The organism is Streptomyces sp. NPDC045899 (genome assembly GCF_056431485.1).
This window is the reverse complement of the sequence record NZ_JBWKKP010000004.1, coordinates 401,246-415,445: the sequence shown is the minus strand read 5'-3', so window position 1 is coordinate 415,445 and position 14,200 is coordinate 401,246. Positions and strand designations below refer to the sequence as shown.

Genomic DNA, 14,200 nt, shown 5'->3' with positions numbered 1-14,200 from the left:
TGCCGTCCTCCCCCGCCCCGGGTCCAGTCGTCCCCGGGGCGGGGCGCCGTGCCCTCAGCGCCCGGCACGCCCGTGGTCCTTCACCGTGACCCCCAGGACATCGGCGAACGCCGGTGCCAGTTCGATCAGTTGTGCCCCGGTGATGACGGACCCGCGCAGCGCGTCATGGCCGTCGGTGATCTCCAGCCGGGTGGCGTCCCGCAGATCGGTCCCGTCCATCCGCGCCCCCGCGAACCGGACCCCCTCCAGGGCCGAGCCCGGGAACTCCACCCGCCGCAGCGCGGCACCGCCGAAGTCGACGTCCCGCAGCAGACAGTCGGCGAAGATGACCTCCCGCAGGGTGGCGGTACGGAGGTTGACCGACTCGAACTTGCAGCGGTGGAAGGTGACCCGGTGCAGCGTGGCGCCGAACGCCTCCAGACCGGCGAGCACACAGCCGATGAGCTCGGCGTCCATCCACTCCGTCTCCGCCAGGCCGGTACCGACCCAGCGCACCCCGTCCAGCCAGACGTCGTTGAAACGGGTGCCGCGCAGCCGCCCCTCGGTGAACGTCACGGCGGAGAAGGCGCACTCGAGGAACCGGGCGTGGTCGGCGACGGCCCCGTCGAAGGCGGCGCCGTCCAGATGAACGGTGTCGTAGTCGCCCCCCTCGGCCAGGGGACCGTCGTACGCGTGCAGATGGCGCGCGTACGGCAGATCGGTGAACCGACGGGGCGAGGGCATGGGGTCTCTCCTCCGGAACGAGCGGGGCGCCGGGCTTCGCGGCGCGGCTCCCATCATGGCGGCACGGCCCGCCCCACCGGCCGGGACCCACCGTCCCCCGGCGCGCGGTCCGGAGGTCGGGGTGGCGCCGCGGGTCACGGCTGGCCGCGGTGCGCCGCCCACTCCCGGTCCAGCACGGACATCATCACGGCGTCGGCCCACGCGCCGTCGTGCCACAGCGCCTCGCGCTCCACTCCCTCGGCGACGAACCCGACCTTCTCGTAGGCGCGGCGGGCGCGGGGGTTGAAGGCGTAGACACCCAGCGAGACACGGTGCAGTCCGAGCCGTTCGAAGGCGTGGCCGACGACCAGCCGGGCGGCCTCGGTGCCCAGGCCCCGGTTCCGCCCACGCGGCCCGAGCAGCGTACGGAACGCGCAGCTGCGGTTGGGCTCGTCCCATTCGTAGAGCACCACCTCGCCCACCAGGGAGTCATCGGCCCGGTCGACGACGGCGAGGTCCAGCCGGTCCGGCTGTGCGCTCCGGCTTCCGTACCAGTCCCGCAGCCGCTGCTCATCGAAGACGGTGGAGTCCGATCCACCGGTGAACCTGCGGACCTCCTCGTCCTCGAGGATCACGGCCATCTCCACCGCGTCGTCCTCGGTGAACGGGCGCAGCGCCACCTTCTGACCGACGAGGACGGGTTTGGTGGCGAAGCCGGCCGTCGGGCCGGGGGGCAGCGAGCTCATCCGTGGATTCTGTTGGGAGGGGCGAGCGATCCGCCACGGCTTTTCGGCGCCCCGCGAACACCGCCCGGACCTCGGTCCCCGGTTCATCCTCCCCACGGCGAGATTGGCCGACGGGCACGCCCTGCCGGGGCCCGAATTGGCCGACCTGACGGGGTCCGGCCGGACCCGAGTGGTTCTCCGGCGTCCTGGAAGCCCGGGACGGGACCCTCGGCGGAGCGGTTTCCTCCAGGTGGGGACGGTGTGGACAGGTACCTGGGGTGTCTGCTCGGCCACCCAGGACATTGTCAATCCGTCATTTCGGGTATATCCGTGTCTTGCGGGGCACGGCTAGCTTTCTGCTCGCCCTGACATCAGGTCAGGTCTCTTATGGAGAAGGTGGGTTGACTGACGTGACGCGTAGCCGAAGGGACGTACTGAGGGCGGCGACAGCCGTGGCGGGGGCCGCCGCGGTCGGTGCTGCCGGGGCCGGTGCGGCCGCCGCCGTGTCCAGCGGCTCCCGGGGCACCAGACGAGTGCTGAGTTCGGTGGGGACCCGGCTCAACACCTTCCACGACGCCTCGGGCCGGGTGACCGTGTCGGTGTTCTCGCACCGGGGGAACCCGCCGCAGCAGCACTGGATCGACGAGACCGTGCTCGTCGGCGACGGCGACATGGTGGCCATCGGTGGCGGCGCCACGGCGGTGGAGTCCCCGCACGGCGCGCTGCTGACCGCGTCGTACCCCAATGACGACCTGTCGGGGTGGACCGTCGGCGCCAAGGACCACATCGACGCCCAGGCGTACGAGCTGGTCTCCTACGTCATCGGATTGAAGATCGCCGGGATGAGCCGGGACGAGCTGCTGCGGTCGGTGTACGTCTCGCGCGCGGACAGCGGTGTGGCCCCGCACCCGGAGGCCGAGGCCGGGCTGCCGTCGTCGAACGAGTACGTCCTGGTCGGCGGCGGGTTCCGGGTGGACTGGCACGGCGGGGGCAATCTCGCCACCGCGTCCTTCCCCGCCACCGAGACCTCCTGGAAGGCGCGGTCGAAGGACCACATCGTCTCCGACCCCGCGAACATCCGTGCGTACGCCGTCGCGCTGCGGCGCCGGCTGCGGGTCGGGACGGTGTTCAACACCTTCACCCGGGCCGACGCCGGACGGGCCCCGCACCCGGCCGCGGTGGCGTCGCTGACGCCCGGTTACGCGCTGACCGGCGGCGGCGCCGAGGTGCACTGGAACGGTTCGGGCAATCTGCTGTGGAAGCTGGAACCGGCCACCACGCAGACCCCCAGTTTCGCGGCCGCGTCCAAGGACCACCACACACCCGATCCGGCCACCCTCACCACCTGGGCGCTGGGCATCCGCCTCGGCTGACCGGGCGGCTCCCACCGGTCCCGGCCCCGCACCGGCGGTGTCTCACCGCCGGTGCGGCGGGCCGGGGTCGACCTGGATCAGCGCATGGCTGCCGGTGGTGCGCCAGCCGTCGGGACGCTCCGTGTCGAGCGCGCTCACGGTGGCCGCGTCGAGGCCCGTGATCACATCGGACTTCAGGGTGCGCAGCGCGGCGACCGGTCCGGGGAAGTACGCGGTGCACTCGGTGAAGGGGGTGGTCGGGGACCACAACCGGTCGCCCACCAGACGGCGGTAGTTGAGGTCGCCCTTCATGATGGTCACGGTGGCCGCGGCGTATTCGCTCCGCAGGTCGCCCGGCATATCGGCGTAGGGCAGCGGCGCCCGGAAGAAGTCATGGGCCCGGACGGTGAGCCGGCCGTCGCCCATCGCCGACCACAGCCGTCCGCCGACCTCGGCGGCGGCGCCCCCGGCCCGGGTCAGCCGGCGCAGACAGTCGATGACATCGGCGGTGGTGGCGTCGGAGACGTAGTACGGACACGGCTTCACCGCCAGCACGGCCCGGTCGGCACGGTCGTGGCGCAGCAGGTGGTCGAGGAGGACGAGGTCGGGCAGGAGTTCCCGCCCGGCGTTGTCCGCCACCAGGTACACGGTGGCCGGGGACCCGCCGGGCAGCAGGGACCACAGGGTGCCGGTGTCGTCCGCGACGAGCGGGGTACCGGCCGCGCCGGAGGTGTCACCGGTCGCGGAGAGCCGGAAGCCGAGGTCCGCGCGGTTGCCCCACAGCGCCCCGTGCACCAGCGCGTCCCGCTGCCCCTCGGCGGGCATGCGCAGCACGGCGTCGAGCGCGGCCAGTTCCGCGGCGGCCTCGGGGGTGTGCAGTTCGGCGTGTTTGAAGGGACGGAACGGATCGACGCCCTGCCAGGGACCGGGGCCGAAGTAGCCGACGGCTTCCAGGAGTCGGCGGTAGAAGTAGCTCTCGGCCCACAGGAAGGGCACCTCGAACCAGGACCGGCCGAAGTGTTCCCGTCCCCACTCCTGCCACTGGCCGTGGTCGTACGCGGTGGCGGGGAGCGGGGTGATGACGCCCTCGGCGCACTCATCGCGCAGGGCGTCGAGCGCGCGGTGCTGTCCGGGGCCGTAGGGGAAGGCGTCGCGCACCTTCTCGATGAGCGCCGGATGCCGCTCGGCCAGGACGCTCCGGGCGAACGACCCGGGCGCGTCGCTCCGGATCACGGGCGCGGCGGATGCGTCGGACATGCCCGCCAGGATTCCACACCGCGGCCCGCGGCGGGCGTCACCAGTGCGCGGGGCGGGTGAGGGTGCCCGGCACCCGGGTGGCGGCGTCCCCCCGGGCCGCGTTGAGCTGGGCCTGGGTGAGGAAGAGGGCGCCGGTGAGATCGGCTCCGCTCAGATCGGCGTCCCTGAGGTCGGCGCCGATCAGATCGGCCGCGCTCAGATCGGCGCGGGTCAGGTCGGCCGCGATGAACAGGGCCCCGCGGAGGTTGGCACCGCGCAGATCGGCGCCACGGAGCCGGGCACCCATGAGATCGGCACCTCTGCGGTTCTTCCTCTTTCCGGGGACCGTGGCCCGGACCCGTTCGCTGGTGCGCAGCAGCAGCCCGTTGACCTTCTCCCGGTGGGCCGCGACATCCAGGGCCTTCAGCTCGTCGGCGCCGCCGCGGGTGAGGTGTTCGGTTTCGTCCAGCGCGGCCCGCAGCTCACCGTGGAGGGGGCGCGCGGCCGGGAGGGCCAGCGACTCGCTCAGGTACCACAGCAGTTCATGCAGTACCCGCATCACGGGGAACACCGCGAACATATCGGCGGCGGTGTGCGGATGGCGCCGCCAGTCCCGTCCGGCGAAGGTGTCACGGGAGACCTTCTGACCGGCGCCGAAGCAGTCGAAGACCGTGCAGCCGGAGAAGCCCTCGGCGCGCAGCCGGGCGTGGATGCCGCAGCCGAAGTCCTCGCGCAGATTGCGGCAGGGCCGCCCCGCGTCCTTGTCGAACGCGAAGTCCGCCGAGGCGGCGAAGGGCAGCGCCACGCAGCAGAGCGCGAAGCAGCTGCCGCAGTCGGCCCGCAGACCGAGGCGGTCCGCCTCATCGGAGGGCGTATGGCCCGAGGGGGCTTCGGACTGCTGTGACACCGTGTGTGATCTCCCGTTTCCACTGGCGCCGCGGGCCCGGAGCGGCGCTCGGCACAAGCGCCCAGTGTCTCAGCCGGGAACGATCAGGTCGATTCCATAAGCGGCGACCGCCAGACAGGCGGCGAAGCACACCACGGCGATGGCGGCGGCCACGGCACCGGGGCGGTGGAGGAGACCGTGCCGGGTGGCACCGGCGCGCCCGCCGTGCGACTCGGCGCGGCTCCACGCGGCGACACCGAGCGAGAACATGACGACCACCACCACGGTGACCCCGAGGCTCACGCCCAGGACCCCGCCGAGGCTGCCCCATTCGATGTCCATCCCGTCCGGCTCCTCCCTGGTGCCGTGCCTCCGCGGTACCACGTCCGGTGTCACGCCGCCGAGCGCACCGTGTCCCCCTCGGCGGTGGGCGCGGGCAGCTCGTTGACGTTGTCGGGGTTGACCGGCCGGCGCCGGGAGAGCACGTAGAAGCCGGTGGCCGCCGCGACGGCCACACCCGCCACCAGGGCCACTCCCCCATCACCCCGGTCGGCGACCCAGGCGGCGGTGCCGCCCACGGCCGCCGCCGCGGGCAGGGTGAGCAGCCAGGACACCGCGATCCGCCCGGCCACGCCCCAGCGCACATGGGCCAGTCTGCGGCCGAGCCCGGCGCCCAGGATGCTGCCGGTGCAGACCTGGGTGGTGGACAGCGCGAAGCCCAGGTGCGAGGAGGAGAGGATGACCGCGGTGGCACTGGTCTCGGCCGCGAAGCCCTGGGGCGCCTGGATGTCCGTCAGCCCTCTGCCCATGGTCCGGATGATCCGCCAGCCCCCCGCGTAGGTGCCCAGCGAGATCGCGAGGCCCGCGCTGAGCACCACCCACCACGGCGGTCCGGCGCCATGGCTGAGCACACCGCCGGAGATGAGGGCGAGGGTGATGACGCCCATCGTCTTCTGCGCGTCATTGGTGCCGTGGGCCAGCGCCACCAGGGACGCCGACCCCGCCTGCCCGGCGCGGAAGCCCCTGCGCACGGTCCGGCCGGAGACCCGCCGGGTGATCACATAGGCCAGATAGGTCGCCAGCAGGGCGACCAGACAGGCCACCACCGGTGAGGCGAGCGCCGGGATCACGATCTTCTCCATGATGGCGTCGAAGCGCACCGCGGAGCCTCCCGACCCGACCCACACCGCGCCGATGAGCCCGCCGAAGAGGGCATGCGAGGAGCTGGAGGGCAGCCCGGCGAGCCAGGTGATGAGGTTCCACAGGATGGCGCCGATCAGCCCAGCGAAGATCATCACTGGGGACACCTTGGTGTCGTCGATGATGCCGCCCGAGATCGTCTTGGCCACCTCGGTGGACAGGAACGCCCCCGCGAGGTTGAGCACCCCGGCCACGGCCACCGCGACGCGCGGGGAGAGCGCCCCGGTGGCGATGGAGGTGGCCATCGAGTTGGCCGTGTCGTGGAATCCGTTGGTGAAGTCGAAGGCGAGCGCGGTGAGGACCACGGCGACGAGAAGGAAGGGGACAGATTCCACCTCGGACCTCCCACAACCGCGCGGCGGACCGTCCCTGCGAGGACGCTGTCCCCTCCACGCTAAGCGCGGTGCCGGAGCGCCGCCAACGCGGTGCGGAGCACACCCCCGGACGCTCCCGGGAAGGCGTCGGGCCCGGCGGGGGGCGGGTGTTGGGTTCCCCTCGGGCACCGCCGGTGGCACGCCGATGGACATCGGCGCCCCCGTACCGTCATCCGCCGTCCCGGCCGGGCGCCCGGACCTCGGGACGGTCCATGATCCGCAGCCAGGTGCCGTCGGGCTGGCGCCGCGCCACCTGCACCCGGCCCCCGGTGTTGTCGGCGGGGCGGGTGCAGGTGAGGGCGAGGTCTCCGTAGCGGACCGTCGGCATCGCCTCCTCCAGCCGGAAGGGCTCGGTGGTGTGCTCCAGCATGCGCTCGCACACCGCGCGGATGGCGGCCCGGCCGACGGTCGAGGACCCCGGCGGATACGCGAGCACCGCGTCCGGCGCGTACAGCTCGGCCAGTCCTTCGGCGTCACCCGCGTTGGCCCGCTCCACGAACAGCCGGGCCAGGTCCTCGGGGAGGGTGGCGCGTTCACGTGTCGTCTCGGTCATGATCGGCTCCTTTCGTCGCCTTCCACCCTGTCGCGATCAGAACCAGAAGTCCAAGAGATGGTTGGTCTGGCAGCTAGAATCAATGGTTATGGAACTGCGACAGCTCGCCTACTTCGTGGCGGTGGCGGAGGAGCACAACTTCACCCGGGCCGCGGAGCGGCTGCACGTGGCCCAGCCCGGCGTCAGCGCCCAGATCAGACGGCTGGAGCGGGAGCTCGGCGAGGAACTGCTCGACCGCTCCGGGCGCTCGGTGCGGCTCACCGAGGCGGGCACCGCGGTGCTTCCCTACGCACGGGCCGCGCTGGCCGCCGTGGAGGGTGCCCGGCTCGCCGTGGACGAGCTGACCGGGCTGCTGCGGGGACATGTGGCGGTGGGCACCGTGACCTCGCACAGCGTCGATCTCCCGGGGCTGCTGGCCGAGTTCCACGACGCGCATCCGGCGGTGGAGATCACCTTGACCGAGGGCACGTCCGACGAGCTCGTCGAGGGCTTGCGCACCGGTCGCCTGGACGCGGCGATCGCCAGCGTGGGCCCCATACCCCCGGCCGGTCTGGAGATGGAGGTGCTCACCGACCAGCCGATCGTCGCGGCGGTGAGCCATGACCACGAACTGGCCGTCCACCCGGTCATCTCCCTGGACACCCTGCGCGGCCGCGCACTCATCAGCCTGCCGCGCGGCACCGGGCTGCGCACCCGGCTGAACGAGGCGTGCGCCGCGGCCGGTTTCACCCCGCATATCGCCTTCGAGGCCAGCGATCCCGATGTGCTGGCCCAGCTCGCGGCGCGCGGTCTCGGCGCGGCCATCCTGCCTCGCTCGTTCGCCGAGGCGCGGGCGGACCGGCTGCGGACGATCGTCATCGATCCGCCCGCACTGCGCGGACGGCTGGTCTTCGCCTGGCGCGCGGGCGGCCCGAGCGGTCCGGCCGGACGCGCCCTGGTCGCCCGCGCCCGCGAAGCGCTGGCCGGAACAGCACCCGGCACCCCGCCCGGGACCGCCCCGGCCCGATAGGAAGCCGGCGCGGAATCAGACCTCCGGCGCCGCCGACGCCTTGTAGATCAGCCCGGTCAGCGGGGCGTCGGTGCGCCAGCCCAGCGCCTCGTACAGCGCGCGGCCCTCGAGGGTCGCGCCGAGCACCGCGGACCGCGCGCCCACCGCGAAGGCCTCATTGGCCAGGGTGCTCATGACGAGGCGGCCCAGACCCCGGCGGCGCTGGTCGGTGGCGGTCTCGATCTGGTCCACCACGGCGGTCCCCGCACCCGTCGGCACCGCCACCTGACCACGGGCGGCGAAGGTGCCGTCGTCGGTGACCACCAGCGCCCGGGTGAGCCCGCCCCGGGTCCAGGTGCGCAGGTGGAAGCCGTCGGGTACCGACGCGGCCACCGGCTCCAGGGAGGTGGACATCAGGAAGCCCGGATCGTCGAAGGCCCAGCCCGGCGCCATCCAGGGGCCGATGACCTCCTCCGGCACGAACGTCTTGATCCAGGTGCCGGGCGCCGTGACGGTGCCGGTCAGCTCGCGCACCAGCGCCTCGTCCGGCGCGGGCAGCACATGGCGGGTCACCTGACGGGGCTGTGCCCCCACATCGAGGACGAAGCCGTACGCGGTCCGCTCCGGCGGTGATGCCAGCCGCGAGATGACCCATCCCTCGACCCACGCCCGCACCAGCTCCGGATCCACCGGTGCGGCGTCCACGCGCTCGGCTGCCATCTGATAGAGCATCACAGCATCCCCCGTCGGTAATAGGCAACTAGGCACTTCGCATATTACACAGCATTGACAGGGCCGCATGGGGAATTCCAGAATTGCCCGCATGACCAGGCGCCGGTTCACCACCACGGGATGTCCGCGCACCCCGGACCGCACCGGGTGCGAGCGCTCCGGCCGATAGCCGGACACCGCCGCGCGGGCGCTCCGCCCCGCGCGTTCCGCCCGTCCCGTATCACCGCGTCCACGCCGGTCAGGAGCCCCCGTGAGCATCGCCGCCACCACCTCCAGCACGCCACCGTCCGCCCTGCGCGAGGCCCGGATCCCGCCGGACGGGATGTACGAAGGGCCGCGCACCCTGCGCCGGCTGCCCGACGGGTGGCCGGACCGTCCGTTCCGGCGGTTCGACGTCGTACCGCTGGGCGCCACCATCGGGGCCGAGGTGCGGGGCGTGGATCTGTCACGACCCCTGGAGCCCGCACTGCGCGAGGAGTTGAACCGGGCGCTGCTGGAGTGGAAGGTGCTGTTCTTCCGCGCGCAGCACCTCACCTCCGCGCAGCAGCGCGCGTTCGCCCGCCACTGGGGGCCGCTGGAGACCAACCCGCTGCTCGCGGCCGGTTCCAGTGACGAGGTCGCCCGCTTCGACAAGACCGCCGGTGCCCCCGTGACCTTCGAGAACGTATGGCACACCGATGTGACCTTCCGCGAGCGGCCCGCGCTCGGCGCCGTGCTCCAGCTCCATGAGGTCCCGCCGTTCGGCGGGGACACCATGTGGGCGGACATGGCCGCCGCGTACGACAACCTCCCGGCGGAGGTGAAGGAGCGGATCGAGGGTGCCACGGCGGTCCATGACTTCATCCCCGGTTTCGCCCGCTTCTACGGGCCCGAACGGCTGGCCCCGTTCCAGGAGGTGTTCCCGCCCGTGGAACACCCGGTGGTGCGCACCCATCCGGAGACCGGGCGGCGGACGCTCTTCGTCAACACCTCCTTCACCACCCGGATCACCGGTCTGGAGCGGGCGGAGAGCGACCGGCTGCTGAGCCTGCTGTGCCGGCAGGCGCACACCCCCGAGTACCAGGTGCGGTTCCGCTGGCAGCCGGGCGATGTGGCGTTCTGGGACAACCGCGCCACCCAGCATTACGCGGTGGGTGACTACGCCCCGCACCGCAGGGTGGCCGAACGTGTGGCCGTCGAGGGCGACCGCCCGTTCTGACCGGCCGGTGTCCGGTCCGTCCCGGCCCTCCCGCCGGACGGGCCGGATGCGACCCGGCCGGTGCGGGGCCACACTGGCAGGGGGAGGTGGATCTCTGTGATGCGGGGTGTATGCGTATGGGTGGGCCGCCGCGATGACCGAGCGCCCCGGGCGCCAGGGCGGGGAGGGGGTCCCGCAGGTGTGGGACCTGCCCACACGTATCGACGCCACCGGCCGCCGCCGCGAGTCGGACGCGCTGGGGACCATCGACGTACCCGCCGACCGGTACTGGGGCGCGCGGACCCAGCGGGCACTGGTCCACTTCTCGATCGGCCAGGACCGGATGCCGCTGGCCGTCTACCACGCCTACGGCTCCGTCAAGAAGGCCGCCGCGCTGGTCAACGGCCGTGAGGAACGGCTGGCGGGCTGGCAGGCCGATCTGATCGCCCATGTCGCCGACGAGGTCGTCTCGGGCGCGCTGGACGACCACTTCCCGCTGCACGTGTGGCAGAGCGGATCCGGTGCCCAGGTCGACATGAACGTCAACGAGGTCATCGCCAACCGCGCCATCCAGCTGGTCGGCGGGGTGCTGGGGTCGAAGGACCCGGTGCACCCCGACGACCATGTCGACATGGGCCAGTCGTCCAACGACACCTTCCCCACGGCCATGCACCTCGCCACCGTGGCAGCCCTGCACGACCACGTACTGCCCCGGGTGAGCCTGTTGCAGGAGGCGATCGCCGCCAAGTCCCGTGCCTGGTACGACGTGGTGAAGACCGGCCGCACCCATCTCCAGGACGCGGCCCCGCTCTCGGTCGGACAGGAGTGGTCCGGCTACGCGGCGCAGCTGTCCGACGCGATCGAGGGGCTGCGCACCACTCTGCCCGGCCTGTACCAGCTGGCCATCGGCGGGACCGCGGTGGGCACCGGGCTGGGTGCCCCGGAGGGGTTCGGCGCAGCGGTGGCGCAGGAGATCGCCCAGGCGGCCGGCCATCCGTTCCGGGTGGCGGTCAACTCCTTCGCGGCACAGGGAAGTCTGGACGCGATGGTGGCCGCCTCGGCGGGGTTGCGGGCCCTCGCGGTCCCGCTGATGAAGATCGCCAATGACATCCGCTGGATGGCGTCCGGCCCGCGCTGCGGCATCGGGGAGCTGATCCTGCCGCCCAGCGAGCCCGGCAGCACCCTCGTACCCGGCGCGGTGAACCCCGCCCAGTGCGAGGCGATGATGATGGTCTGCGCCCAGGTGCTCGCGGAGGACGGCAGTGTGGCGCTGGCCGGTGGTCAGGGCAACTTCGAGCTCAACACGATGCGGCCGCTGGTCATCAACAACGTGCTGCACTCCGCCGGGATCCTCGCCGACGCCTGCGAGATGCTGCGGATCCACTGCGTCGAGGGCGCCGAGCTGAACCGCGAGCGGATCGACGACCAGGTGGCGCGTTCGCTGATGCTGGTCACCGCGCTCTGCCCGGAGCTCGGTTACGACAAGGCGCGCCGGATCGCGCAGATGGCCGCCGACGAGGGGACCACCTTGCGGGAGGCGGCCATCGCCAGCGGTCATATCGGCGCCGAGGACTTCGACCGCATCGTCGACCCCCGGAGGATGGCCCGGCTCACCGAATGAGCCCGGCCGGTCCGTGGTCGGCCAGCGGCCCCACCTCCAGGCCGTTCACCCGGCATTCGGCCACCAGCGCGGGCAGCGCGGCCAGCGTGGCGCGCCAGCAGCCCGGTGCCGCCGCCCGGTCGGAGTCGTGCAGCAGCACGGTGGCGCCGCCGCGCAGATCGCGCCGTACGGTGGCCAGGACCGAGCGCGGGGTGGCGTCCGCGGACCAGTCGCGCCCCCAGGCCGACCACAGGACGGGCCGCAGCCCGGCCCGGAGCGCCGCGAGCCAGCGGCCGCCGGTGAGGATGCCGTAGGGCGGCCGGTACCACTGCGGCTCCGATCCGGTGGCCATCCGTACGGCACGCGCGGCCTGGGTGACCTCACGCACGTCCCGGGCCACCGTGGGCAGCCAGGGACGGCTGTGGGTCCAGCCGTGGACGGCGAGTTCATGGCCGCGGCGGGCGATGTCGCGCGTGGTCCGCGGATAGCGCACCACACTCTCGCCCAGGACGAAGAAGGTGGCCCGCACCGCGAGCTCGTCGAGGACATCGAGGAACCGCGGGGTGGACCGGGGGTCGGGGCCGTCGTCGAAGGTGAGGGCGACGTGGTCGTCACGGCCGTTGCCCGCCAGCGCGGGGAACAGCGCGCGCCGCGGACCCGCCAGCCAGGTGCCGGCCGGAACCGCGTGGGCGGCGGCCACCAGCAGCGCGGTGTTCCGCGCCAGCGCACCGGACCGGCCGCGGGCGCTCACGGGCTCCTCCCCGGGCTCCCGGGGCCGTCGCGGCGGCCGGGGACGTCCACGGCGGCGCTGGCGGCCGCGGAGGGTTCGGCCGCCCCGGAGGTGTCGGCGTCCCAGCCGCCCGCCATCGCGGGCGAGCGGGCCAGACCGACGATGCCCACGGCCATCAGGGCGATGCCGATGGCCTCCGGGATGATGCGCAGCCCCAGTTCGACGCGTTCGCCGAAGAGCACCCAGCCCAGCACGATGCTCACCAGCGCGTCCCCGAGGGTCAGCGCGGGCTGGGACGCGGCCAGGGTGCCCGCGCGCAGGGTGCTCTGCAGCAGCAGGAAGCTCAGCAGCCCGACCGCACACACGGCGTATAGCGGCCAGCTGGTGAACACCGCGGCCACACCGCCGGAGAACCGGCCGGTGAACTCCTTGATCAGGGCGGCGGTACAGGCGAAGCAGGCCGCGGTCGCACAGCCGAGGACGGCGGCGCGGGCCGCGCCGCGCAGCGCCCGCGCCACCGCGCCCAGTACGGCCACGGCCAGCACCACGACCACGCCCACGGGCAGCCAGCGGCCGTTCTGGGCGGTGGCCTGTCCATGCGAGGGGTCGGCGGCGACGAGGAAGAGCGCGAGACCGGCGGCGAGCATCACGAACGCCAGCCAGGTACGGCCGTCCGGACGCTGCCGGAACACCAGGCTGCCCACCACGAGGGTGAACAGCAGCTCGCTGACGAGCAGGGGCTGTACGACGGAGAGCCGCCCCACCGCCAGCGCGCCCACCTGGGCCACCGCCGACACCACCATCGCCGCTCCCCCGGCCAGCCAGTACGGGCGGCACAACAGCCGGCCGAGCCGCCGTACCGCGTGGCCGAGGCCCTCTCCGCCCGGCTGTTCGCGCTCCTGGTCCATCGCGGCCCGTCGCTGGAGCACCGACGCCGCTCCGTTGCCCAGTGCGGACAACAGGGCCAGCAGGACGGTCAGCATGGTCACCGGGTGTCACCCGAAGCGGGAGGCCAGTCGGTGGTAGAGCCCCGGCGCCACGCCGTGGACCAGCGCGGGCAACCGCAGCCACGCGGGGACGTAGACCACCTCGCGGCCGCGTGTGACGGCGTCCCAGACCGCGTCGGCGACCCGTTCGGGCGGCAGCGGCCGGGGGCGGGCGCGGGTGTACGGGGTGCCACGGCGTGCGAAGAACGGGGTGTCCACCACACCGGGGACCACATGGGTGACCCGTACCCCGGCCCGGCGCAGTTCGTAGCGCAGGGAGTCGGCGAAGACCCCCAGGGCCGCCTTGGCGGCCGAGTACACCGCCTCGCCGCGGACGCCCACGCTGCCCGCGACCGACCCGATCAGCACGATGTGTCCGTGCCGCCGGTCGAGCATATGCGGCAGCGCGGCGCGGACGAGCCGTACGGCGGCCAGCAGGTCGACCCCGACCACCCGGTCGATGGCGGCCGGTGGCATGGTGGCGAACGATCCGGCCCAGCCCACACCCGCACCGGCCACCAGCAGATCGATCCGCCCGGAGGCGTCCAGAGCGTCGCGCACCAGGTCGTGACCGCCCTCGGGGGTGGCCAGATCGGCGGGCAGGGCGATGGCCGAGGTCCTCCCGGCCACCCGGGCCAGCCGTTCCCGGTGGCGGCCGCTGACCAGCAGCCGCCAGTCGTCCTCGGCGGCGAACCGGTCGGCGATGGCCGCGCCGATACCCGACGAGGCACCGGTCACCAGGGCGAACCTGGCCCCGGCACGAGTGGCGCGTCCCGAGTCCCGGCCCGCGCCGCGGTGGAGGTGTACGTCCGGGAGGGGGCGGATCATGTCATCTCCCTGTCTCGCTGCGGACCGGGGGTGCCGGGACACCGGCCGGTGGGGTGCGGTTTGACGGCACGCGGAGCGGATACCTCCAGTGAGCCATGTCCCGGCGCGCCTCGCACCATCGGAGGTTGTCC

15 protein-coding genes are annotated in these 14,200 nt (G+C 73.2%); 4 read left to right on the top strand and 11 right to left on the bottom strand.

All coding sequences use genetic code 11. From position 1 onward, the window contains the following. Window positions 1–54: 54 nt before the first annotated feature. Both AC07FT_RS08690 and AC07FT_RS08685 read right to left on the bottom strand, forming a co-directional pair. Entirely contained in the window at window positions 55–723 is a 669-nt protein-coding gene (locus AC07FT_RS08690; protein WP_479175097.1) for a pentapeptide repeat-containing protein, read from the bottom strand. A 134-nt stretch (window positions 724–857) separates the two neighbouring features. Then, window positions 858–1,448, bottom strand: a complete 591-nt coding sequence (locus tag AC07FT_RS08685) for a GNAT family N-acetyltransferase (RefSeq protein ID WP_479175095.1) — start codon at window positions 1,446–1,448, stop codon at window positions 858–860. Between the two features lie 389 nt (window positions 1,449–1,837). Here AC07FT_RS08685 and AC07FT_RS08680 point away from each other — a divergent pair, with 389 nt between their 5' ends. Beyond that, complete coding sequence (locus AC07FT_RS08680; protein WP_479175093.1) at window positions 1,838–2,800, top strand: hypothetical protein; 963 nt, start codon at window positions 1,838–1,840, stop codon at window positions 2,798–2,800. A gap of 42 nt (window positions 2,801–2,842) precedes the next feature. On the opposite strand, the gene AC07FT_RS08675 is transcribed toward AC07FT_RS08680, so the two are convergent. The 5 genes from AC07FT_RS08675 to AC07FT_RS08655 all read right to left on the bottom strand — a co-directional run bounded on the left by AC07FT_RS08675 (window position 2,843) and on the right by AC07FT_RS08655 (window position 7,028). Further along, the gene (locus AC07FT_RS08675) at window positions 2,843–4,036 is read right to left on the bottom strand and encodes a damage-control phosphatase ARMT1 family protein (RefSeq protein ID WP_479175091.1); all 1,194 of its coding nucleotides are present in this window, start codon (window positions 4,034–4,036) and stop codon (window positions 2,843–2,845) included. 37 nt (window positions 4,037–4,073) lie between these two features. After that, window positions 4,074–4,922, bottom strand: coding sequence for a pentapeptide repeat-containing protein (locus AC07FT_RS08670; RefSeq protein ID WP_479175089.1), 849 nt, complete (start codon window positions 4,920–4,922; stop codon window positions 4,074–4,076). Between the two features lie 69 nt (window positions 4,923–4,991). Beyond that, a complete protein-coding gene (locus tag AC07FT_RS08665) occupies window positions 4,992–5,243 on the bottom strand; it encodes a hypothetical protein (protein WP_432589987.1) in 252 nt (83 codons plus the stop codon). Between the two features lie 50 nt (window positions 5,244–5,293). Beyond that, the gene (locus AC07FT_RS08660) at window positions 5,294–6,436 is read right to left on the bottom strand and encodes an inorganic phosphate transporter (RefSeq protein WP_479175087.1); all 1,143 of its coding nucleotides are present in this window, start codon (window positions 6,434–6,436) and stop codon (window positions 5,294–5,296) included. Window positions 6,437–6,644: 208 nt separating this feature from the next. Beyond that, on the bottom strand, window positions 6,645–7,028 hold the full coding sequence (locus AC07FT_RS08655; RefSeq protein WP_479175085.1) for a YybH family protein: 384 nt from the start codon (window positions 7,026–7,028) through the stop codon (window positions 6,645–6,647). Between the two features lie 88 nt (window positions 7,029–7,116). Here AC07FT_RS08655 and AC07FT_RS08650 point away from each other — a divergent pair, with 88 nt between their 5' ends. Beyond that, window positions 7,117–8,037 carry a LysR family transcriptional regulator gene (locus AC07FT_RS08650; RefSeq protein WP_479175084.1) on the top strand — a complete coding sequence of 307 codons (921 nt, stop codon included), beginning with the start codon at window positions 7,117–7,119 and terminating at the stop codon, window positions 8,035–8,037. A gap of 15 nt (window positions 8,038–8,052) precedes the next feature. Here the strand turns inward: AC07FT_RS08650 and AC07FT_RS08645 are convergent, their stop codons facing one another. Then, window positions 8,053–8,736: a GNAT family N-acetyltransferase gene (locus AC07FT_RS08645; protein WP_479175082.1), complete on the bottom strand. Its 684-nt coding sequence runs from the start codon at window positions 8,734–8,736 to the stop codon at window positions 8,053–8,055. 334 nt (window positions 8,737–9,070) lie between these two features. On the opposite strand from AC07FT_RS08645, the gene AC07FT_RS08640 reads away from it, so the two are divergent. Together AC07FT_RS08640 and AC07FT_RS08635 are read left to right on the top strand one after the other, a co-directional pair. After that, window positions 9,071–9,946, top strand: coding sequence for a TauD/TfdA dioxygenase family protein (locus AC07FT_RS08640; RefSeq protein ID WP_479175223.1), 876 nt, complete (start codon window positions 9,071–9,073; stop codon window positions 9,944–9,946). A gap of 133 nt (window positions 9,947–10,079) precedes the next feature. Next, on the top strand, window positions 10,080–11,546 hold the full coding sequence (locus AC07FT_RS08635; protein WP_479175080.1) for a class II fumarate hydratase: 1,467 nt from the start codon (window positions 10,080–10,082) through the stop codon (window positions 11,544–11,546). On the opposite strand, the gene AC07FT_RS08630 is transcribed toward AC07FT_RS08635, so the two are convergent. Genes AC07FT_RS08630 through AC07FT_RS08620 form a run of 3 tightly spaced genes read right to left on the bottom strand, consistent with a single transcriptional unit; the run spans window position 11,536 to window position 14,069 of the window. Further along, window positions 11,536–12,276, bottom strand: coding sequence for a polysaccharide deacetylase family protein (locus tag AC07FT_RS08630; RefSeq protein WP_471198558.1), 741 nt, complete (start codon window positions 12,274–12,276; stop codon window positions 11,536–11,538). The two genes, AC07FT_RS08635 and AC07FT_RS08630, sit on opposite strands and share 11 nt — an antisense overlap. Next, window positions 12,273–13,244, bottom strand: a complete 972-nt coding sequence (locus AC07FT_RS08625; RefSeq protein WP_479175078.1) for a DMT family transporter — start codon at window positions 13,242–13,244, stop codon at window positions 12,273–12,275. The genes AC07FT_RS08630 and AC07FT_RS08625 overlap by 4 nt, the downstream gene beginning before the upstream one ends. A gap of 6 nt (window positions 13,245–13,250) precedes the next feature. Further along, window positions 13,251–14,069 carry an SDR family NAD(P)-dependent oxidoreductase gene (locus tag AC07FT_RS08620; protein WP_479175077.1) on the bottom strand — a complete coding sequence of 273 codons (819 nt, stop codon included), beginning with the start codon at window positions 14,067–14,069 and terminating at the stop codon, window positions 13,251–13,253. Between the last annotated feature and the right edge of the window lie 131 nt (window positions 14,070–14,200).